Genomic DNA, 17,306 nt, shown 5'->3' with positions numbered 1-17,306 from the left:
CCCGACGACATGAAAAAAGATATCCAGCGCTACAACGCCAACGAACGGAGCAACCACTGGATGGTGGCCATTCTGTTCTTCCTCGCCGGCCTCTCGGGGCTGGCGCTGTTCCACCCGGCCATGTTCTGGCTGACCAACCTGTTTGGCGGCGGCCCGTGGACGCGCATCCTCCACCCCTTCCTCGGGGTGGCGATGTTCCTGTTCTTCCTCGGCCTGGTGATCCGCTTCGCCCACCACAACCTGGTGGAAAAGCGCGACGTGCAGTGGCTCAAGCAATGGCAGGACGTGGTCACCAACCGCGAGGAAAACCTCCCGGAAGTCGGCCGCTACAACGCCGGGCAGAAGCTGCTGTTCTGGACCCTGCTGCTGTGCATGCTGGTGCTGCTGGTGACCGGTTTCGTGATGTGGCGTGCCTACTTCAGCCACCTCTTCGGCATCGACATCATCCGCATCGCCTCGCTGCTGCATGCCCTGGCCGCCTTCGTGCTCATCTGCAGCATCCTGGTGCACATCTACGCCGGCATCTGGGTGAAGGGCTCGATGGGCGCCATGCTCTACGGCTGGGTCAGCCGCGGCTGGGCGCGCAAGCACCATGCGGCGTGGCTGAAGGACGTGGACAAGGGCAAGGGTCACTGACTTGCAACGCTGCTGAAATGAATGCCGGCTGACACTGGATTGCCAGTCGGTACGGACAGTCCCCTCTCCCTCTGGGAGAGGGCTAGGGTGAGGGGCTCTCAAGGCCCCGAACCTCCATCAACAAGGAGTCCTGCGTGTCAGGCCGAATTCTCGAACCCGGGCAGATCGAAGCTGCCGCCAACATCCCCCCGCTGTTCAACCTGCCGTCCCCCGATCTGTTCTCCCGCCGCGCCGCGCGCCTGCGTGAACTGGCGCCGGGCAATCCCCTGCAGGGCTACCTCGAACTGATCGCCGGCGTCTGCGAAACGCAACAGGCGTTGCTCGACCGCAAGCTGTTCCTGCAATCGCCGGACGCCGCCGCGCTGGCCCGCAGCCGCGAGCACCGCATGCCGCCGTTGGCCTATGAAGTGCTGGTGCGTGAAGGCGCGTGGCTGCCGTTGCTGGACGCCTTCCTTGACGCCTATGAAGTCACCGCCAACCCGGCCGTGGTCGAGGCACTGAAGGTCCTGCGCAACGCTGACTCCGGCCAGCGCAAGGCCTGGGCCCTGGGCCTGCTCAACGGCCAGTTCGACCTGCTGCCGCCGGCGCTGGTGCCCTTCCTCGGCGCCGTACTGCAAGTCGCCTTCAGCCAGTGGCTGCTGCAACTGCCCGACGACACCCTGGCGGAAACCGACAGCCAGACCCTCTGCCCGGCCTGCGGCGCGCCGCCGGTGGCCGGGATGATCCGCAGCCAGGGCAAGCATGCCGGGCTGCGCTACCTGTCCTGCTCGCTGTGCTCCTGCGAATGGCACTACGTGCGCGTCAAATGCAGCCACTGCGCCGAGAGCAAGGGCCTGGCCTACTACTCGCTGCAGCGCGAAGGCGTGGCCAGCGACCAGGCGCCGCTCAAGGCCGAAACCTGCCCCGGCTGCCAGTCCTACCTCAAGCAGTTCTACCAGCAGCACGACAAGCACGCCGAGGCCCAGGCAGACGACCTGGCCAGCCTCGCGCTGGACATCCGCCTCGCCGAAGACGGCTACCTGCGCACCGCACCGAACCTCCTGCTCGCACCCGGTGGCGGCGGTTAGAACCGCCCCTCGTAGGGCGCATAACGCGGAACGCGTTATCCGCCGCCAACCCCTGGCGCGGACATGGCGGATAACCGCAAACGGTTATGCGCCCTACGAATGCAGCACTTCCGCTGCCACCCTGGTCTCCTACACTGACTCCAGCCATCGCCTCCTGCACAAGGTTCGTCCATGACCTCGGTACGTCTGCCCTCCATCGACCGCCTGCTGCGCAGCCCGGCCTGCCAGCCGCTGCAGCAACGCTATGGCCGCGAGGCCCTGCTCAAGACCCTGCGCGACCTGCTCGACGAACTGCGTGATCCCGCGCGCCACGGCCAGCTGGCCGCCGTCGAGCTGGAAGAGTCGGTGCTCGCCGGCCGCGCAGGCGAGCGTCTCGCCGCGCACCACGCCAGCCGCGTGCGCCGGGTGTTCAACCTCACCGGCACCGTGCTGCACACCAACCTCGGCCGCGCCTTGCTGCCTGAGGAAGCCATCGAAGCCATCACGCTGGCCGCGCGCTACCCGCTCAACCTCGAATTCGACCTGGCCACCGGCAAGCGCGGCGACCGTGACGACCTCATCACCGGGCTGATCCGCGAGCTGACCGGCGCCGAGGCCGTCACCGTGGTCAACAACAACGCCGCCGCCGTGCTGCTGGCGCTCAACAGCCTGGGCGCGCGCAAGGAAGGGATCATCTCCCGCGGCGAACTGATCGAGATCGGCGGCGCCTTCCGCATCCCCGACATCATGTCCCGCGCCGGCGTGAAGCTGGTCGAAGTCGGCACCACCAACCGCACCCACGCCAAGGACTACGAAGCCGTGATCGGCCCGCGCTCCGGCCTGCTGATGCGCGTGCACACCAGCAACTACAGCGTGCAGGGCTTCACCGCCAGCGTCGCCACCCCGCAGCTGGCGCAGATCGCTCACACCCACGGCCTGCCGCTGCTCGAGGACCTGGGCAGCGGCACCCTGGTCGACCTCACCCGCTGGGGCCTGCCCAAGGAACCCACCGTGCAGGAAGCCCTGCGCGACGGTGCCGACATCGTCACCTTCAGCGGCGACAAACTACTCGGCGGCCCGCAGGCCGGCCTGATCCTCGGCAGCAAGGAACTGATCGGGCGGATCAAGAAGAACCCACTCAAGCGCGCCCTGCGCGTGGACAAGCTGACCCTCGCCGCACTGGAGGCCGTGCTCAACCTCTACCGCGACCCCGACCGCCTCGCCGAACGCCTCACCAGCCTGCGCCTGCTCAGCCGCCCGCAGGCCGACATCCGCGTCCAGGCCCAGCGCCTGGCTCCCGTCCTCGCAACGCTGTTGGGTGAAAGTTGGAGCGTCAACGCCGTGGATGCGCTGGGCATGATCGGCAGTGGCGCCCAACCGGTCGCGCGCCTGCCCAGCGCCGCGCTGTGCCTGCGCCCGAACCAGCCCAAGCGCCAGCGCGGCCGCGCCCTGCTGGACCTGGAAGAGCGCCTGCGCTGCCTGCCGGTACCGGTGCTCGGCCGCATCGATGACGACGCGCTCTGGCTCGACCTGCGCCAGCTCGACGACGAGTCCGGCTTCGTCGCGCAACTGCCGCTGCTGGCCGAGGACGAGGCGTGATAGTCGGAACCGCCGGCCACATCGACCACGGCAAGACCTCACTGCTGCGCGCGCTCACCGGCATCGAGGGCGACCGCCGCCCGGCCGAGCGCGAGCGCGGCATCACCATCGACCTCGGCTACGTCTATGCCGACCTTGGCGACGGCGCGCTCACTGGTTTCATCGACGTGCCGGGCCACGAGCGCTTCGTCCACAACATGCTGGCCGGCGCCAGCGGCATCGACCTGGTGCTGCTGGTGGTGGCCGCCGACGACGGCGTGATGCCGCAGACCCGCGAGCACCTCGCCATCGTCCAGTTGCTCGGCATCCGTCGCGCCATGGTCGCACTGACCAAGGCCGACCGCGTCTCGGGCGAACGGGTAGAACAGGCTGCCGCGGAAGTGCGTGAACTGCTGGTGCCAGGACCATTTGCCGACGCGCCGATCTTCCCGCTCTCCAGTGTCAGCGGAGAGGGAGTCGAGGCGTTGCGTAAAGCCCTTTCCGACGCCGCTCGCGAGACTCAAGAGCGCGCCGCAACCGGCGGCTTCCGCCTGGCCGTGGACCGCGCCTTCAGCGTCAGCGGTGCCGGCGTCGTCGTCACCGGAACAGCCTTTGCCGGCACCGTGAAGGTCGGCGATGAATTGCTGCTGGGCAGCGCTGGCCGCCGCGTTCGCGTGCGTGGCCTGCACGCGCAGAACCGCGAAGCGCAGCAGGCCCACGCCGGCCAGCGAGTGGCGGTGAATATCGCTGGCGAGCGCCTGAACCTCGAACAGATTCACCGGGGTGACTGGCTGATCGCTGGCGAACTGCATGCGCCCACCACGCGCATCGATATCGACCTGAACCTGCTGCCCAGCGAAACCCGCGCCTTCGCCCACTGGACGCCGGTGCATGTGCACCTCGGCGCGCAGGACGTCACCGGCCGCGTTGCGTTGCTCGAAGGTGAGCGTCTGCAACCCGGCGAGCGCACCTTCGCGCAGTTGGTGCTGAATGCGCCCAGCCACGCCGTGCATGGCGACCACCTGGTGCTGCGCGATCAGTCCGCGCAACGCACCCTCGGCGGTGGCCGCGTGCTCGACCCCTTCGCCCCTGCGCGCAACCGGCGCAGCCTGGAACGTCTGGAGCAGCTGCGCGCTCTGCAAGGTGACAGTCTCGAAAGCGCCTTGCCGACCCTGCTTGGCCACGCCAGCAACGGCCTCGATCCCGCGCTGCTGGCGCGCCAGTTCAACCGCCCGCGCGAGGGCTGGCAACTGCCCGGCGAACTGGTCGAAATCCACACCCGGCTCGGCGCGCGACTGTTCGCCGCCGAACGCTGGTCAGCGCTGCAACAGCAACTGCTCGATGCCCTGCAGCGCTTCCACGTCGAAGCTCCCGACGAACTCGGCCCCGACCGCGACCGCCTCCGCCGCTATGCCTTCTCGCAGCTGGAACGACCGGTGTTCATCGCCCTGCTGGAAAGCCTGTTGGAGACTGGGCAAGTCGACAGCAGTGGCCCCTGGCTGCACCTGCCCGACCACCGCGTGCAGCTGGGTGAAGCCGACGAACAACTGCGCGAACGTCTCTGGCCCTTGCTGCTGGCCGGTGCCTTCGACCCGCCCTGGGTGCGCGACCTCGCCCGCGAACTGAAGGCGGAAGAGGGCGACGTGCGCCTGCTGCTGCGCAAACTCGGTCGCCTGGGCCAGCTGCACCAGGTGGTGAAAGACCTGTTCTACCCCGAACAGACCCTGCGCCAACTCGCCGGCCACGCCCTGCACCTGCGCGACGAAACCGGCATCATCCGCGCCGCCGCCTTCCGCGACCGCATCGGCATCGGCCGCAAGCGCTGCATCCAGTTGTTGGAGTACTTCGACCGCATCGGCTTCACCCGCCGCTTTGGCAATGAGCGGCGGATCAGAGAGGATTCGGCGCTGGCGCAGTCGACCGCTGAAGAATCTTTCTGAACTCCCCCTCCCCACGCCCCTCGATAGCCCTGTTCACTACCGGGGAGTGGGTCCAATGAGTTCCTGGCTGATTCTGCTGTTCATCGCCGTCACCCTGATTGCCGTCGTGCTCGACGTGGGCAAGCGTTAGCGCGACGGCAACACCCGATCGACCCGTTGCACGAGGTAGTCGTAGAACGGGTTGGAGGTCACCCGCTGGAACAGGTCCAGCCCGACGATCAGCACGCCGCGTTCACCGCGGGGCGTGAGGGTGCCCAGGTGGATGCCGAAGTCTTCGCCGGCCTGTGGATGCTGGCCATAGAGCGCGTCGTCGGGCGGGAAGGGCAGTGCCACGTGAGAGAGGGAGAACAAGTCCGGCGGGTAGCTGGCGGCCAGCGGCTGACTCTCCTGCTGCTGGCTGTGGGCCGGCGTGTGCAGGGCGCTGGTCTGGCTGGTCTGCGGGCTGTTGGAGATCACCGTCAGGTCATAGTTGCGCTGGCGCTCGGGCAGCAGGCGGTCGCCGAGCGTGGCCATTTCCGGGCGCAGCAGCGGTCCGTAGTTCAGCGAACGATTGAGGTCGAACAGCACCAGCTCGCTGCCGTTGTCCGGCAGCCGGTCGTACAGGTTGCTGATCACTGCCGGGGTGCTCACGGTGCTGTCAGCGAGCGACTGGAAGGTGAGGATCGGCGGCAGGCGTGCAAGGCTGCCGCTGCGGCTGGCGCTCTCCAGGCTGCCCTGCACGGCGTCGGTCAGCTCCACCGTCTGGCGCGCCGCCGCGATGGGGAAGGAGTTGTACTTGAACGGGTTGAACTCCGGCAGCACGCTCAACCAGGCCGCCTTGGCGAAGGCCGGCAGCAACGCCGGCAAACCGGCGAATCCGGCGAACTGCGCATAGCGGGTGACGCCGATCATCGGCGAGATCAGCACTACCTGTTTCGGCATCGTCAGGCCCGGGTCGCCCAGCGCATCCAGGCTGTACTTCATCGCCAGCGCGCCGCCGTTGGAAAAGCCCACCATCAGCAGCGGTGCGCCCTTGGGCAGTTGCGCAGAGGCCTCGCGCACGGCCAGCCGGGTGGCCGCCATCCAGTCTTCCCAGTCCGCGTCGGTGAGCCCGGCCGGCACGGTGCCGTGGCCCGGCATGCGGATCGCGATGACCACGAAACCCTGCTGCCGCAGGTGCTCGCCCAGGTGGCGCAGGCTATAGGGCGAATCGGTCAGCCCGTGCAGCAGCACCGCCGCGCCGCGTACTTCACCGGCGGGACGCATCTCGTAGGAGCGATTCCAGTCGGTGGCGAAGTGGCCGGGGTAGACCTGGCTCTGGTCGAAGTAGCGGTTATAGGCGACGCGCTCGAAGGGCTGCAGGCTGGCCGCCATTTCCTTGCGCATGGCCTGCATCAGCTTGTCCTCGGCGGCCAGGTAGCCGGCCCAATCGGTGCGGTCGATGGCGTCGCTGTGCAGGTCCTCCGGCACCCAGGTGTGCCAGGGCTCCAGCGGCGGAATGTTGCGCAGCGCGGCGACCCGCAGTCCCAGCGCCAGCACGGCGATGGCGAGGATGAGGATGACCAGCCAGAGCAGCGCCCTGGTGAGTTTCGCGTTCAGCATGGAGTTCCCTTGTCAGCGTGCAGGACAAGCATAGAGCCCCTGGCGCGACAAAGTCCGCTCATGGGTCAAAGGGCCGAGACCGCCTCGACGTAATCGGCGTTGCCGATGCCGACCTGAGCCCAGACCGGGCGCGTCTCGTTGCCCTGGCGGTCGTACTGCTCGTCCGCGTCCCACAACGTGATGATCTGCCCCGGAAACAGATACTCGCAGTCGTTGAATTCGTGCGCGCCGGAGTCATCCGCCGAGGCGATCAGCGAGAACAGCTCACCGGCCGCCAGCGCAAACACATCCACGCCCTGGTAGCGCGCGAGGTACTGCTCGCTCTGGGACAGGCCGATGAACCAGATGAACCCCTGCTCGTCGCACTCGGTCTGGATCGCCGCCTGGCAGAAGTAGTCCGTCGGCCCGTTGGACGATTCCAGCGGGAAACCCACGGCGGCCAGCGCGTCCCGCGCCATGGCCCGCGTATCGCCAAGGCAGACCGGGCCAATGCCCAGGCGTGGGGAAATATCGAGGATGGGTAGAGTGGGCTTCATGCCGTGGAGCTCCCTGGGTACTGCTAGCGAGGGTAGAGCATGGGCAGTCAATCCGCCGCCTATTTCTGGCCGATAAGTGGCCTTTTGATGTTGATTGGCCAGAATGTCATTGCTCGGCTCCGGGGGATTTACCGGGCAACCCGGAGCCGGCTGCGGCATCGCTGCGCTGGCATCGGTCATGGCAATGATGGCAACATCCGGGCTCCCGCTTTCGCCGCTGCATTCGCGCAGCCGGCTTCTGACCAGGGAAGGCAATCACGCCCGGTGGCGTGGCCGGGCTTCAAACCCGGTGGGGGACGGCAGCCGTTCCTGGGTGAGTTCGACTCTCACTGCCTTCCGCCAATTCCCTTGTCTACTGCCCGCGTCGCTCTTGGCTTTCGGCTCAGCCCGGAAAGACGCTTCGACGTCGGTGTCGAAGAAGTGTCGAAGCACGTTCAGTGCGGTGCCCCCTCGCCAGCCTGCATCCAGGACGGGATGTCGTTCATGCCGTGGAGGACGCGCCACACGTCGATGTGGTCGTCGCGCTCGACGTAGAACACCAGGTAGGGATAGCGCTTGAGTGGCCAGCAGTGCAGCCCCGGCAAGTCCAGCTCATGGGCATAGCGGGCCGAGCCGCTACCAGGGTGACGGGCGATATGGGCGTATGCCTTTTCCAGGGCATCGACAAACCCCAGAGCAGCCTGTTCGGCGTCTTCACTCAGGTAGTAATCGACGGCCGCTTCAACATCCTGATTGGCGAGTGCTCGCGGAATGACTGGCTTGGCCTTCATCCACGGGCCTTACGCACCCGCGTGCGGAGCGATTCGAAGTAGTCATCGTCGGCAGGTGCCGCAGGCATCGACTCGGCTCCGGCGATCAGCAGGCCCCGCAGACGCTGACGATCCTGATCCTTGCGAATCAATTCGCGCACGTACTCGCTGCTGGTGCCGTAACCACGCTGGCTGACCTGCTCATCGACAAAGCTCTTGAGCGTATCCGGCAGGGAAATGTTCATCGTGCTCATGGGACCAGTCTCTCTGGAATGGCAAAATTTGCCAAAACATACTAGCACTCGTGATCCTCCCCGGTATCGAGCAGGTGACGAAAGTCCCTGATCGAGCACGCTGAACATCTTGCCCAGACACGGGTAGAACAAGCCCGCGCAAATCAGGAAAGGCGTTTCAAATCATCCCAGTGCCAGTTCTGGTGGCAACAAAACAGCCGGAACCCTACGGAGCGAACTGCGCAGGAAATGGCCGAAGCGTGCGGCAATTAATACTGCCTAAAATAGGCACGTCACCTTTTGATAGGTCCAACTCACGTTGATTCGGTTTGGGAATATCATGAAGAAACTCCTGAAACTCCTTATTGCAGCCTTGCCTGTCCTTCCCATCTCGGCATCACCTGATTTCTCCGGGACCTGGAACATTGAGTACTCACCCAGCGGCACCGTCTCAACCACAGGAGATAGCTTCAAGCTCGTTCTAATCCAGGAAGGCCGAACAATTTGTGGATTCCACTACGGAACAGCTCGCGGAACAGCCAAAATAGACTGGGGGTGGGCTGACGATAAAAAACCTACTGTCTATGGTCAGATAAACAGCTCGGGCACAGCGACAGTGACCTTGCACAGCAGCCATAGCGAGACGCCTATCAAGGCAAAAATAGCCATCAGTGAAGGTCACCTTGTATGGCTGGCCGATAGGGCTTTGGGTGATTTGCCCTCAACTATTCCTGAGTCGGCCACTCTTGCGTCCATCAAGCCAAAAAGCGCCGAACTTCGCGACCTCAAGAGTTGCAGTGAAGGTTATTAATAGCTAAGGAAAAGTCAGCGGATTTATCCCTTCCACTTTAGGCGGCTGCATCTGATCGCTCGGGTGTGCTCGGCACCAGTTTCTCAAGCTGTCGGTATCACTTGCCGCACTTGCTATCAATGGCCTATATGGCCCTGCTGAAGGCCCCGGATTCTGCGGTGTTAGCCAATAATGACCATCAATGACCAAGTCCAAAAACGGGTTCGGCTCTCACTGCCTTTCGCCAATTCCTTTCAGCAGATCATGATCCCCTCTTCGGGCATCAATTCTTCGCGAACGCTTGCCGCCTCGGCTCCGAGCACCATCAGCGACTGGATGTTGTGCCAGAACAGTTCCTCGGGAAATTTCGACGGGACCAGTAGGTCCATGACGAGAAAGTAGGGATGCTCGATCACTCCGGCCAGGGGCGGCACCACCCCGACGAATTGCATGCAGTACTGCTCGGGAATTGTCTCGGAGTCGCAGACGGTCTCGACGAGGACATAGCTGCCAATGAGTTCGGCGGCTCGGGTCAGGTCCAACTCAACCATGTCATTCTCCTTTGCATCGGGGATTCCAGCCTGGCGGCTCCGTGACGAATTCACGTCCTTCGCCCGCGATGAGTAACCCAGGCCGCTGTGCTTTTCGTTGTTGACGCATTCATTCAGTATTCGAGCGATAACACCCATGGCTAGTGGGCTGACATTCACTTCCAGTTCAAATATTACCCCGCAAGTTCTTTTGGGGTAAATATTGAACTCTGCATGAAATTTCCGATATGGATGAAATACTCGGCAGGGCGGTCCAGCTGGTTCGTCTGGCGGGTCCCAAGTATCTGAGTCTCCAGGGTGATACCAACCACCAGCGCTGGAAGAACATCAGCAAAGGCATCATTCGCATGGGCACCGAAGAGGTGAGCATCCTGCTGAGGGTCTATCCGCAGCACGCCGTCTGGCTGCTGACGGGAGACGTCGTGCCTCAGGTGGAGCAGTTCAAACCTGTCTTCGGGGCTCCTGCCGAAAACGACAGCGACTCTTGAAGCGAGCGCCATGGTCAGACTGGACCAGTTCACCGAAGACCATCTGGAACTGAGCGACCTGTGGCGCTGGCAGGACGGCGTTCGCGAGGATGCGTTTCTGGTGCCGCTGGCGACGGCGGAGGTGGCGCCCGGTGTTTCGTTGCTGCTGGTGCGGGCGCTGTTCCGGTTGCCGGCGGGCATCGAGTTGCAGGGGCTGCTGGTCTACGACCCGGTCGGGCAGGACGTGTACGCGGTGCAGGTGCTGATTGGCCGCGACAGTTATTCCTTCAACAAGTACCTGCCGGAGGCTTCCTTCGAGGAGGTGCTGGCGCTGGCTGACCGGTTGAAGGTCAGCACCGGCGGCGTGCTGCCGCTGCGCTACAGCGTGGTGCGGCAGGCGTTGGCCGTGCGCGACGGTCAGTTCACGCTGTGGCTGGGTGGTGGCTTGTAGGACGACATTCGCCTACATGAGGCACCACTGTTTCTCGCAAGGAATGCCGTCACCGTCGCCGTCCATCTCCATGTTCGGACAACTCCGCAAAAAAGCCTTGGCCTCCGCGCAGGATGTCATCTGCGAGCAGTATTTACGGCCGTCGCAACGCACGCTGAGCGTGGGCTCCGGCTTGCTTTCAAGCGCTGCGACGGGTTCTGCGGCAGGTTCGCTGGGCGCAACGGGCGCGCTGACGGACGTTGGCGCCGAGCGGAAGAAGCGCGACTGCCAGTTCGGGTTGTCCATGTATTGCCAGGCGAGCAGCGCAAGAACGGCGAGGAAGATCCCTTTCTTCATGGCGGTGGTCCGAGGTGAGTGCTCTGCGGAGTCTAGCGGGCTGCCTGGCCCGCGTGCCATCGGCAGCAAGCGGCGGGTTCAGCCAATGGCGAGGCCTTTCCGGCGGCGCCACTCATCCACTACTGCGCCCATGTCCGCTGGCGCGCCGCTGCGTATCCAAGCCATGAAGTCGCGGTCGAATTGGAAGCCGTTGCCGCAATGCTGGGTCATGAAGCGGCGGACGTTCTGGGTGTTGCGGTAGTGGGCGTCGAGCGGGGTCTGGCGGGTGATCGGGTCGCTGTGCCAGTCGAAGGCCATGGTGTCCATTCCTGTGCCTTGGGGGAGCGCCCGTTATAGCTCAATCGGCAGCCGCTGGCGCGGTCTGCCGAGGTGTTGCGGCGTCACTGGCCCCACATCATCCGCTGTTGCTGCGCCGAGTAATCGTCGCTTTGCAGGCGCACGCGGGTGGGCTGGCGTTCGAGATTGTCTTCGCCGAAGGATTCGCGCACCGGCGATTCGATGGCGCTGAAGTGGCTGAAGTGCGGGGAGTCGGCGCAGCCGACCAGGGTGAAGCAGGCGAAGGTGACCACGGAGAGCTTGAGCATGGGACTTCCTCCTGAGGGGAGCCCCGAGCTTCGGCCGGCTGGATTAACGGCGGATTAACGCGTGGCGTTCTTCAGCGGCGGTCCGGCCCCTGGATTTCTCCGCCGTGGGCTTTGTCGCCGTCGCGGTGGTGCTCGGGCGGGTTGAGCGCGCGGCCGAGTATCTGCGCGACGACTTCGTCCTTGCCTTCGGTGTAGGCGTCGCGGTCGGTGGGGAAGCGCTTCGCCAGTTCGTGCTTCACCTGGGCGTAGAGCTGCGCATCGTCGGGGTGGGTGCGCAGCCAGTCGCGGAACAGCAGGCGGCGCGAGGCGTCACTCAGGTCCATGACGTGGACGTGGTGGCTGCGCCCGCTGCCCAGCGGCGGCATGCCTTTGACGAAGAACATCCGCGAGGTGTCGGGGTTCTCGGCCCAGTACTGGTAGCCCAGCTCTTGCAGCGGTTCGATCAGCTGGTGCGGGTCGCTGCCTGGAGGTGGCAGCAGGAGGATGTCGATGATCGGCTTGGCGTCCAGCCCCGGCACGGCGGTGCTGCCGATGTGCTCGATGCCCAGGCCGGGAAGGTCGGCGGCGCGGGCGATGGCGTCGGCTTCTTCGGCGAAGCGCTGGGGCCAGCGGGGATCGGCGGCGACCACTTCGATGCGGTCTTCTTCGGCGTTGCTCCAGCGCTGGCCGTCGAATTCGGGGGCTTGCGGGGTCATGCGGAAACTCCAGCGGTGCGGCGGTGGGGGCGAGGGTTGGAGAATGATCCGGTGGGCGGAGTTCCGAGTAAACCTGTAGGAGCGGGCCATGCCCGCGATCGCGCCCATGGGGCGCTCCTACAGTCTGTCGATGAAAAGTTGGCACACGCGTGCTGGCATTTCGTCGGCAGGCCGCGAACGGCGGGGCCTGTGGCAGGGTCATAGAGGTATCCCAAGAGCCGCCCATGGAGGCGATAACAAGATGAAAATGTCCCTGGTTGTTGCAGTAGCCTGTGCAGTCGCACTCGGCACGACAGCCTTGCTGCCTGCCGACCTTTCGCCGATCGGTTCGGCCTATGCCAAGGGCGACGGTGGCGGTCACGGTGGTGGCAATGGCGGCGGTAACGGCGGTGGTAATGGCGGTGGCCACGGTGGTGGCAAGGGCGATGCCGGCGGTAACCACGGCAGCAACAGCAATGGCGCGAACGACGGTGGCGAGCACGCCGGCAAGGCGACCCGCGACCATGGCCTGAGCGGCAATCACTACGGTAGCGAGAAGAACGACAGCAAGGGCCATGGGCAGGCGACGTCCGCCGTGGCGCACTCCAGGGATACCCAGGGCAAGACCAAGGCTACGGCGATCTCCTCCACCAAGCCGGCCCACAAGAACACTCAGCACGACAACTGATCCACCACGGCCAGGGACGGCCGCTGTCCTTCACTGCACCGGGAAGTCGAAGTAGGTCTTCGGGTAAGGCTCGGCCTTCAGGGTGTAGTGCCACCACTCGGCGCTGTAGGGCTCGAAGCCGTGCCGCAGCATGGCCTGGCGCAGCGTCTCGCGGTTGCGCGTCTGCTGCACGCTGACCAGCGCGGTGCCGTGATGGGAGATGGGCCCGAAGAAGTCGAACGGGCTGCCCATGTCCAGCTCTTCCCCGGTTTTCGACTCCACCAGCGTGAGGTCGACGGTGCTGCCGCGCGAGTGCCCGGAGTGCTTGGCGATGTAGCCGTCGCGGAACAGCGCGGGCTTGTCCAGTTGTGGGTAGTAGCGCGCTTTCTGTCGGATGTCCTGTGGAACGGCAGCCCAGCGACGGAAGTTATCCACCGCGCGCTGCGGGCGATAGCCATCGAAGATCTTCAGCGCCAGGCCGCTCAGGGCGACGTCCTTTTCCACCGTAGCCAAGGCGCTGGCGGCCTCGCGGGTGAGGATGATCCGCGCCTTCTGGTAACCGTCGATGGGCTCGCCGACGAAGTTGTCGGCGCCGGCGTAGCGCACGTCATAGCGCGCGGATTTCAGTATCTGATCGAGATAGACGAAGCCGTCCTGGGCCGGTTGGTCGGCGCGCAGCGGCTGGCAGATGAGCAGGCAGAGCAGCAGCGTGAACTGCGCGCCCGTCCGGCTCATGGGCGCAGGGCCTGGACCCCGTCGTCGTCGGGGTCGAAGTTGTCCAGGTGCATGCGCTGGGCGAAGGCCTCCAGAGCGGCGTCGCCATGCAGGAAGCGGCCACGGGCGGCGGCCCAGTCGTCGGGCTTCAGGCGGACCATCCAGCCTTCGCCGTAGCAGTCCAGGTTGATCAGCCCTGGCCTGCGCACCACGGCTTCGTTGCTGGCGAGGACGGTGCCGTCCAGCGGGCTGCGCGCCGACGAGGCGGCCTTGGCGAATTCCACCACGCCGAAGCTGCGGTCGCAGTCGATGTGCCAGCCGTTGCGCTTGGGGGTGAAGGCGAATATCTGCCCGTAGACCGCGCAGCCGTAGGCGGTGAGCCCGAGGGTGACGGCGCCGCCTTCCTCCTCGCGCAGCCAGAGGTTGTAGTCCGGGGCGTAGAGCAGGTCGTCGGGGAACTCCAGGCCTTGCAGTTTCACAGCGTCAGCACCCGGTCGTATTCGAGGATCATGCGCGCCAACTCGCCGCCGCTGGCGATCTCGTCGACTTCCTCGATCAGCCGGCTTTCGTCGATGGCCACGCCCGGTGCGCGGCACATCAGCAGGCGTGCGCCGGCTTCCTTGGCCTGCTGGATGAAGTGGCTGATGGGCTCGCCATCGTCGGCGGCGTAGAGCGTGTCGGCGATGTCCTGGAAGGCCAGGCGCGTGCCTTCGCCGCTGAGGAACAGGGTGACCTTGGCATCCATGCACGCCAGCAGCGTGGCGGTGTAGAAGGGCGCGGCGCAGCGCGCCGGGGTGCTCGGGCCGCTGCTGACGATGATCAGCACTCGCTGGGGCTCAGGCGTGGACAAGGGCTTTCTCCAGTTGGACCAGGGCGATGCGCCGGCCTTGCGGGTCGGTGCGCTCGACAATGCCCTGCGGCTTGTAGCCCAGGCGTGCGTAAAGCAGCAGGCCGGCGGCGTTGGCGTTGAAGCAGGACACTTTCATGACCTGCGCCTTGTACTGGTCGCGGGCGAGATTCTCCATGACCTCGATCAGGTACTGCGCTACGCCGTGTCGTCGCGCCCAGGGCGCGACCATCATGTTGCCCAGCGCGCAGAACTCGTGGGGTTGCCACTGGTAGAAGTTGGCGAAGCCGGCGACCCGGCCATCAAGCAGCGCCACGGTGCTGCCGCGCCGTTCGGCGATGGCGGCGGCGAGCTGGCCGATGGTCAGCGGCCAGCTGGCCTTGGGGTAGCAGTAGAAGAGTTCGTCGGCGTCCTGGGGAAAGCCGACCACCTCGCCGAGGTCGTCGGCGAGGGCGGGACGGTGTTGCAGGGCAGGCTGGTTCACGCGGTCTCCCGTGTCATGGTCGGGCCGGTCAGTGCGGCGGGTACTGGGCGATGATCTTCTGCACCGTCTCGCGGATCGCCGCTTCGCGCTCGGCGGGCGTCGGCGGGCTGCTGCGCATGATCTGTTCGCCGCTGCCGCGCCAGACCAGCTTGCCGTCCTTGCCGTCGAACATGTCGACCTGGATGGTCGCGACCTTGTAGGTCACGGTGCGGCTCTCGGCCATGGGCGGCGGGCCCCAGTAGCCTCCCCAGTAACCGCCCCAGTAGCCGCCGCTGTAGGTGGTGACCTGGTCCTGGCGCTGGTCGACGATCAGGTAGGCGCGCAGCTTCACGTCGCCGGGGTTGCCGCCTTGTGCCTGGCGCAGGCCGCGCTGGTCGAACTCGCCGGCAATCGCGTCGCTGATGCGCTGCTCGGTGAGGTCGCTCTTGATGCGCGGGTCGTCCGGGCGGTACTCGAAGGCCGGCTGCGCCCAGCTCCAGGTCAGGTAGCGGGAGAAGTCGCGGGTAGTGTCGTAGTCGCGGCTGACGCTGGTCGTTTCGCAGGCGGCGAGGCCGAGCATCAGGCCCAGTAGCAGTAAACGGCGGATCATGGTTGGAATACTCCTGACAGAGCTTTCATCCAAGCGCAGAGTCCGCGCAAAGGCAAGCGGCAGAGGGGTTGCGCAGCGTCGCAGTGGACGAATCGGTGGCAGGATTTCCGGCCAGCCGGCGATCAGCCCGGTGGGTAACCGTCCATGGCCTTGCGCGCGGCTTCGCGCAGGGCGCGGGCCTGGTCGGTCTGGCTGCTGGCGTTTTCGTATTCGGCGCTGCCACTCCAGATTTCCTGGTGGTTATGGGCGTCGAACAGGGCGATGCGCACCACGCTGACGGTGACCAAGTAGGTGCGGGTGACGGGGTAGGAAGCGCCGCCGTACCAGGGGGCGTTCCAGCCGCCGTAGTAGCCGCCGCCGTAATAGTCGGTGGTCTGCCGGGTGCGTTGCTCGCTGGAGAGGTGCGCGCTGACGCTCAGGTCCGCCGGGGCATTCGAGCGCGCCGGGCGCAGGCCGCGCTGGTCGAGGGCTTCGCTGACGGCGTCCTGCAGCGGGCCGCCGAAGCCGCTGCCGTCCGCCCAGCTCCACGAGCGGTAGCGCCCGTAGTCCAGCGGCGGGGCCGGGTAGCTGCCGGGGTCGAGGCCGGGGTTGGCGGCCTGCGCGGGGGCGGGCGGGATCGGCAGCGAGGTGTTGCTGTAGGGATTCTGGCCCTGGCAGGCAGCCAGGGCGCTGAGCAGCGGCAGGATCAACAGGTAACGCGGCATGACGGACTCCCGCACGCCGGTTTGGTGAGGCGTGCGCAGTGGCAACTATGCACCTAATCCTGCGGCCGGCACAGCCAGTGCAGGTAGCGGCCGAGGCCGGCGAAGGCGGGATGGCGGCGGTATTGCAACTCCATCTCCACCAGGTCCAGCGGCTCGGCCTTGTGCTGGAACTCCACCGGCATGTAGTCGTGGAACACCCGCACGCCGCTGCGCGCCTCGATGGTCCAGTGCCCGGCCATGGCGGCTTCGAGTACGCGCGGGTCGAGCGGTTCCTGCGGGGTGAGGCTCTGGCCCTCGCCGGAGAAACGGTTCTTGCGCAGCTTGCGGAAGTGGCCTTTGAGCAGGTTGCGGTAGATCAGCGCATCGCGGTTGTAGAACGCCAGGGACAGCCAGCCATCGGCGCGGGTCAGCTGGTGCAGCACGGGGAGGATCGCCAGCGGTTCGGCCAGCCATTCCAGCACGGCGTGGCAGATCACCAGGTCATAGGGTTCGTTGAGCTGGCCGAGCAGGTCCTGCCAAGGCGCGGCGATGAAGGTGGCTGGCAGGCCGGCTTCCTCGAAACGCTGGCGTGCGCCTTCGAGCATCGGCGCGGCGGGCTCGGCGAGGGTGACGTCGTGGCCGCGCCCGGCCAGCCACAGCGACATGTGGCCCAGGCCCGCACCGATATCCAACACCCGCAGCGGACGGTCGGGCAGCGCCTCGGCGAGGTCCGCCTGGAGCACGGCAAGGCGAATGGCACCCTTGGCGCCGCCGTAGATTTTCTCGGCGAAGCGCGTGGCCAGTTCGTCGAAATGGCGGTCGCCGGTCTTCGGGGAGTCGCTCACTTGGCGCCCCCTTCGATGAAGCGCCGCTCGCTGTCGGCCAGCTTGGCGAGCACGGCCTGGTCCATGTCGATGCCCAGTTCCGCGCACATCAGCAGCAGGTAAAGGACGATGTCACCGACTTCCTGCCCGGCGTGGGCGAGCTTCTCCGGCGGCAACTGGCGCGATTCGTCCTCGCGCAGCCACTGGAAGATTTCCACCAGCTCGGCCATTTCCACGCTGGCCGCCATGGCCAGGTTCTTCGGGCTGTGGAAGCGACTCCAGTCGTTGTGGTCGCGGATGGCGTGCAGGCGCGCGGTGATGGCTTCGAGGTTCATGCAGATGGGGC

Annotated in this window: 25 protein-coding genes and 1 tRNA gene; 9 read left to right on the top strand and 17 right to left on the bottom strand. The window is 65.8% G+C overall.

Translation table 11 applies throughout. The annotated features are described in order from the left end of the window. The first annotated feature begins 9 nt into the window (after positions 1 to 9). The 4 genes from ABKS89_RS26600 to selB all read left to right on the top strand — a co-directional run bounded on the left by ABKS89_RS26600 (position 10) and on the right by selB (position 5,200). Positions 10 to 636 carry a formate dehydrogenase subunit gamma gene (locus ABKS89_RS26600; RefSeq protein ID WP_138214141.1) on the top strand — a complete coding sequence of 209 codons (627 nt, stop codon included), beginning with the start codon at positions 10 to 12 and terminating at the stop codon, positions 634 to 636. Positions 637 to 770: 134 nt separating this feature from the next. Beyond that, entirely contained in the window at positions 771 to 1,703 is a 933-nt protein-coding gene (fdhE, locus tag ABKS89_RS26595) for a formate dehydrogenase accessory protein FdhE (protein ID WP_348588262.1), read from the top strand. A 171-nt stretch (positions 1,704 to 1,874) separates the two neighbouring features. Further along, entirely contained in the window at positions 1,875 to 3,281 is a 1,407-nt protein-coding gene (gene selA, locus ABKS89_RS26590; RefSeq protein WP_138214143.1) for an L-seryl-tRNA(Sec) selenium transferase, read from the top strand. Further along, complete coding sequence (selB, locus tag ABKS89_RS26585) at positions 3,278 to 5,200, top strand: selenocysteine-specific translation elongation factor (RefSeq protein WP_138214144.1); 1,923 nt, start codon at positions 3,278 to 3,280, stop codon at positions 5,198 to 5,200. Before selA ends, selB begins: the two co-directional genes overlap by 4 nt. A 126-nt stretch (positions 5,201 to 5,326) precedes the next feature. On the opposite strand, the gene ABKS89_RS26580 is transcribed toward selB, so the two are convergent. Next, complete coding sequence (locus tag ABKS89_RS26580) at positions 5,327 to 6,781, bottom strand: alpha/beta hydrolase (protein ID WP_348588261.1); 1,455 nt, start codon at positions 6,779 to 6,781, stop codon at positions 5,327 to 5,329. A 65-nt stretch (positions 6,782 to 6,846) separates the two neighbouring features. Continuing rightward, a complete protein-coding gene (locus ABKS89_RS26575; RefSeq protein WP_348588260.1) occupies positions 6,847 to 7,317 on the bottom strand; it encodes a hypothetical protein in 471 nt (156 codons plus the stop codon). A 246-nt stretch (positions 7,318 to 7,563) separates the two neighbouring features. Here ABKS89_RS26575 and ABKS89_RS26570 point away from each other — a divergent pair. Continuing rightward, positions 7,564 to 7,659 (top strand) — tRNA-Sec (locus tag ABKS89_RS26570). Between the two features lie 92 nt (positions 7,660 to 7,751). Here the strand turns inward: ABKS89_RS26570 and ABKS89_RS26565 are convergent. Both ABKS89_RS26565 and ABKS89_RS26560 read right to left on the bottom strand, forming a co-directional pair. Then, positions 7,752 to 8,087 carry a type II toxin-antitoxin system RelE/ParE family toxin gene (locus ABKS89_RS26565; protein WP_348588259.1) on the bottom strand — a complete coding sequence of 112 codons (336 nt, stop codon included), beginning with the start codon at positions 8,085 to 8,087 and terminating at the stop codon, positions 7,752 to 7,754. After that, the gene (locus ABKS89_RS26560) at positions 8,084 to 8,320 is read right to left on the bottom strand and encodes a type II toxin-antitoxin system ParD family antitoxin (RefSeq protein ID WP_043103819.1); all 237 of its coding nucleotides are present in this window, start codon (positions 8,318 to 8,320) and stop codon (positions 8,084 to 8,086) included. The genes ABKS89_RS26565 and ABKS89_RS26560 overlap by 4 nt, the downstream gene beginning before the upstream one ends. A gap of 319 nt (positions 8,321 to 8,639) precedes the next feature. Here ABKS89_RS26560 and ABKS89_RS26555 point away from each other — a divergent pair, with 319 nt between their 5' ends. After that, on the top strand, positions 8,640 to 9,110 hold the full coding sequence (locus tag ABKS89_RS26555; RefSeq protein ID WP_348588258.1) for a hypothetical protein: 471 nt from the start codon (positions 8,640 to 8,642) through the stop codon (positions 9,108 to 9,110). 233 nt (positions 9,111 to 9,343) lie between these two features. Here the strand turns inward: ABKS89_RS26555 and ABKS89_RS26550 are convergent, their stop codons facing one another. After that, positions 9,344 to 9,640: a hypothetical protein gene (locus tag ABKS89_RS26550; RefSeq protein WP_348588257.1), complete on the bottom strand. Its 297-nt coding sequence runs from the start codon at positions 9,638 to 9,640 to the stop codon at positions 9,344 to 9,346. Positions 9,641 to 9,867: 227 nt separating this feature from the next. Here ABKS89_RS26550 and ABKS89_RS26545 point away from each other — a divergent pair, with 227 nt between their 5' ends. Together ABKS89_RS26545 and ABKS89_RS26540 are read left to right on the top strand one after the other, a co-directional pair. Continuing rightward, positions 9,868 to 10,128 (top strand): DNA-binding protein, encoded by a 261-nt coding sequence (locus ABKS89_RS26545; protein ID WP_348588256.1) that lies wholly within the window; start codon positions 9,868 to 9,870, stop codon positions 10,126 to 10,128. A gap of 10 nt (positions 10,129 to 10,138) precedes the next feature. Further along, positions 10,139 to 10,558: a hypothetical protein gene (locus tag ABKS89_RS26540; RefSeq protein WP_348588255.1), complete on the top strand. Its 420-nt coding sequence runs from the start codon at positions 10,139 to 10,141 to the stop codon at positions 10,556 to 10,558. A 12-nt stretch (positions 10,559 to 10,570) separates the two neighbouring features. On the opposite strand, the gene ABKS89_RS26535 is transcribed toward ABKS89_RS26540, so the two are convergent. From ABKS89_RS26535 to ABKS89_RS26520, 4 genes are all read right to left on the bottom strand, one after another. After that, positions 10,571 to 10,894 carry an excalibur calcium-binding domain-containing protein gene (locus ABKS89_RS26535; RefSeq protein WP_348588254.1) on the bottom strand — a complete coding sequence of 108 codons (324 nt, stop codon included), beginning with the start codon at positions 10,892 to 10,894 and terminating at the stop codon, positions 10,571 to 10,573. A gap of 78 nt (positions 10,895 to 10,972) precedes the next feature. Then, entirely contained in the window at positions 10,973 to 11,191 is a 219-nt protein-coding gene (locus ABKS89_RS26530; RefSeq protein ID WP_348588252.1) for a DUF6434 domain-containing protein, read from the bottom strand. An 83-nt stretch (positions 11,192 to 11,274) separates the two neighbouring features. Beyond that, positions 11,275 to 11,478: a hypothetical protein gene (locus ABKS89_RS26525; RefSeq protein ID WP_045216516.1), complete on the bottom strand. Its 204-nt coding sequence runs from the start codon at positions 11,476 to 11,478 to the stop codon at positions 11,275 to 11,277. 71 nt (positions 11,479 to 11,549) lie between these two features. Next, positions 11,550 to 12,173 (bottom strand): GrpB family protein, encoded by a 624-nt coding sequence (locus ABKS89_RS26520; RefSeq protein WP_348588251.1) that lies wholly within the window; start codon positions 12,171 to 12,173, stop codon positions 11,550 to 11,552. A gap of 241 nt (positions 12,174 to 12,414) precedes the next feature. Here ABKS89_RS26520 and ABKS89_RS26515 point away from each other — a divergent pair, with 241 nt between their 5' ends. Continuing rightward, the gene (locus tag ABKS89_RS26515; RefSeq protein WP_348588250.1) at positions 12,415 to 12,840 is read left to right on the top strand and encodes a hypothetical protein; all 426 of its coding nucleotides are present in this window, start codon (positions 12,415 to 12,417) and stop codon (positions 12,838 to 12,840) included. Between the two features lie 30 nt (positions 12,841 to 12,870). Here ABKS89_RS26515 and ABKS89_RS26510 read toward each other — a convergent pair whose 3' ends face one another. The 8 genes from ABKS89_RS26510 to ABKS89_RS26475 all read right to left on the bottom strand — a co-directional run bounded on the left by ABKS89_RS26510 (position 12,871) and on the right by ABKS89_RS26475 (position 17,295). After that, positions 12,871 to 13,554, bottom strand: coding sequence for a M15 family metallopeptidase (locus ABKS89_RS26510; protein WP_348588249.1), 684 nt, complete (start codon positions 13,552 to 13,554; stop codon positions 12,871 to 12,873). Further along, positions 13,551 to 14,033 carry a glycine cleavage system protein H gene (locus tag ABKS89_RS26505; RefSeq protein ID WP_518301060.1) on the bottom strand — a complete coding sequence of 161 codons (483 nt, stop codon included), beginning with the start codon at positions 14,031 to 14,033 and terminating at the stop codon, positions 13,551 to 13,553. The genes ABKS89_RS26510 and ABKS89_RS26505 overlap by 4 nt, the downstream gene beginning before the upstream one ends. Continuing rightward, positions 14,009 to 14,383, bottom strand: coding sequence for a DsrE family protein (locus ABKS89_RS26500; RefSeq protein ID WP_348588247.1), 375 nt, complete (start codon positions 14,381 to 14,383; stop codon positions 14,009 to 14,011). Before ABKS89_RS26500 ends, ABKS89_RS26505 begins: the two co-directional genes overlap by 25 nt. Next, a complete protein-coding gene (locus ABKS89_RS26495; RefSeq protein ID WP_348588246.1) occupies positions 14,370 to 14,864 on the bottom strand; it encodes a GNAT family N-acetyltransferase in 495 nt (164 codons plus the stop codon). The genes ABKS89_RS26500 and ABKS89_RS26495 overlap by 14 nt, the downstream gene beginning before the upstream one ends. Positions 14,865 to 14,892: 28 nt before the next feature. Continuing rightward, a complete protein-coding gene (locus tag ABKS89_RS26490) occupies positions 14,893 to 15,453 on the bottom strand; it encodes a DUF4136 domain-containing protein (RefSeq protein ID WP_017520635.1) in 561 nt (186 codons plus the stop codon). A gap of 122 nt (positions 15,454 to 15,575) precedes the next feature. Beyond that, on the bottom strand, positions 15,576 to 16,157 hold the full coding sequence (locus ABKS89_RS26485) for a DUF4136 domain-containing protein (RefSeq protein WP_348588245.1): 582 nt from the start codon (positions 16,155 to 16,157) through the stop codon (positions 15,576 to 15,578). A 53-nt stretch (positions 16,158 to 16,210) separates the two neighbouring features. After that, positions 16,211 to 16,981: a methyltransferase domain-containing protein gene (locus ABKS89_RS26480; protein ID WP_348588244.1), complete on the bottom strand. Its 771-nt coding sequence runs from the start codon at positions 16,979 to 16,981 to the stop codon at positions 16,211 to 16,213. Continuing rightward, the gene (locus ABKS89_RS26475; protein ID WP_017520638.1) at positions 16,978 to 17,295 is read right to left on the bottom strand and encodes a nucleotide pyrophosphohydrolase; all 318 of its coding nucleotides are present in this window, start codon (positions 17,293 to 17,295) and stop codon (positions 16,978 to 16,980) included. Before ABKS89_RS26475 ends, ABKS89_RS26480 begins: the two co-directional genes overlap by 4 nt. Between the last annotated feature and the right edge of the window lie 11 nt (positions 17,296 to 17,306).

The organism is Pseudomonas sp. LABIM340 (assembly GCF_040017195.2).
GTDB lineage: Bacteria > Pseudomonadota > Gammaproteobacteria > Pseudomonadales > Pseudomonadaceae > Pseudomonas.
The sequence above is the reverse complement of the archived record's forward strand: the minus strand, read 5'-3'. Positions and strand labels throughout refer to the sequence as shown.

Coding starts and splice junctions, on each gene's coding strand:
- ABKS89_RS26600 (WP_138214141.1), top strand. CDS start 10: ATGAAAAAAGATATCCAGCGCTACAACGCCAACGAACGGAGCAACCAC.
- selA (WP_138214143.1), top strand. CDS start 1,875: ATGACCTCGGTACGTCTGCCCTCCATCGACCGCCTGCTGCGCAGCCCG.
- ABKS89_RS26580 (WP_348588261.1), bottom strand. CDS start 6,781: ATGCTGAACGCGAAACTCACCAGGGCGCTGCTCTGGCTGGTCATCCTC.
- ABKS89_RS26575 (WP_348588260.1), bottom strand. CDS start 7,317: ATGAAGCCCACTCTACCCATCCTCGATATTTCCCCACGCCTGGGCATT.
- ABKS89_RS26565 (WP_348588259.1), bottom strand. CDS start 8,087: ATGAAGGCCAAGCCAGTCATTCCGCGAGCACTCGCCAATCAGGATGTT.
- ABKS89_RS26560 (WP_043103819.1), bottom strand. CDS start 8,320: ATGAGCACGATGAACATTTCCCTGCCGGATACGCTCAAGAGCTTTGTC.
- ABKS89_RS26555 (WP_348588258.1), top strand. CDS start 8,640: ATGAAGAAACTCCTGAAACTCCTTATTGCAGCCTTGCCTGTCCTTCCC.
- ABKS89_RS26550 (WP_348588257.1), bottom strand. CDS start 9,640: ATGGTTGAGTTGGACCTGACCCGAGCCGCCGAACTCATTGGCAGCTAT.
- ABKS89_RS26545 (WP_348588256.1), top strand. CDS start 9,868: ATGGATGAAATACTCGGCAGGGCGGTCCAGCTGGTTCGTCTGGCGGGT.
- ABKS89_RS26540 (WP_348588255.1), top strand. CDS start 10,139: ATGGTCAGACTGGACCAGTTCACCGAAGACCATCTGGAACTGAGCGAC.
- ABKS89_RS26535 (WP_348588254.1), bottom strand. CDS start 10,894: ATGAAGAAAGGGATCTTCCTCGCCGTTCTTGCGCTGCTCGCCTGGCAA.
- ABKS89_RS26530 (WP_348588252.1), bottom strand. CDS start 11,191: ATGGCCTTCGACTGGCACAGCGACCCGATCACCCGCCAGACCCCGCTC.
- ABKS89_RS26525 (WP_045216516.1), bottom strand. CDS start 11,478: ATGCTCAAGCTCTCCGTGGTCACCTTCGCCTGCTTCACCCTGGTCGGC.
- ABKS89_RS26520 (WP_348588251.1), bottom strand. CDS start 12,173: ATGACCCCGCAAGCCCCCGAATTCGACGGCCAGCGCTGGAGCAACGCC.
- ABKS89_RS26515 (WP_348588250.1), top strand. CDS start 12,415: ATGAAAATGTCCCTGGTTGTTGCAGTAGCCTGTGCAGTCGCACTCGGC.
- ABKS89_RS26510 (WP_348588249.1), bottom strand. CDS start 13,554: ATGAGCCGGACGGGCGCGCAGTTCACGCTGCTGCTCTGCCTGCTCATC.
- ABKS89_RS26490 (WP_017520635.1), bottom strand. CDS start 15,453: ATGATCCGCCGTTTACTGCTACTGGGCCTGATGCTCGGCCTCGCCGCC.
- ABKS89_RS26485 (WP_348588245.1), bottom strand. CDS start 16,157: ATGCCGCGTTACCTGTTGATCCTGCCGCTGCTCAGCGCCCTGGCTGCC.
- ABKS89_RS26475 (WP_017520638.1), bottom strand. CDS start 17,295: ATGAACCTCGAAGCCATCACCGCGCGCCTGCACGCCATCCGCGACCAC.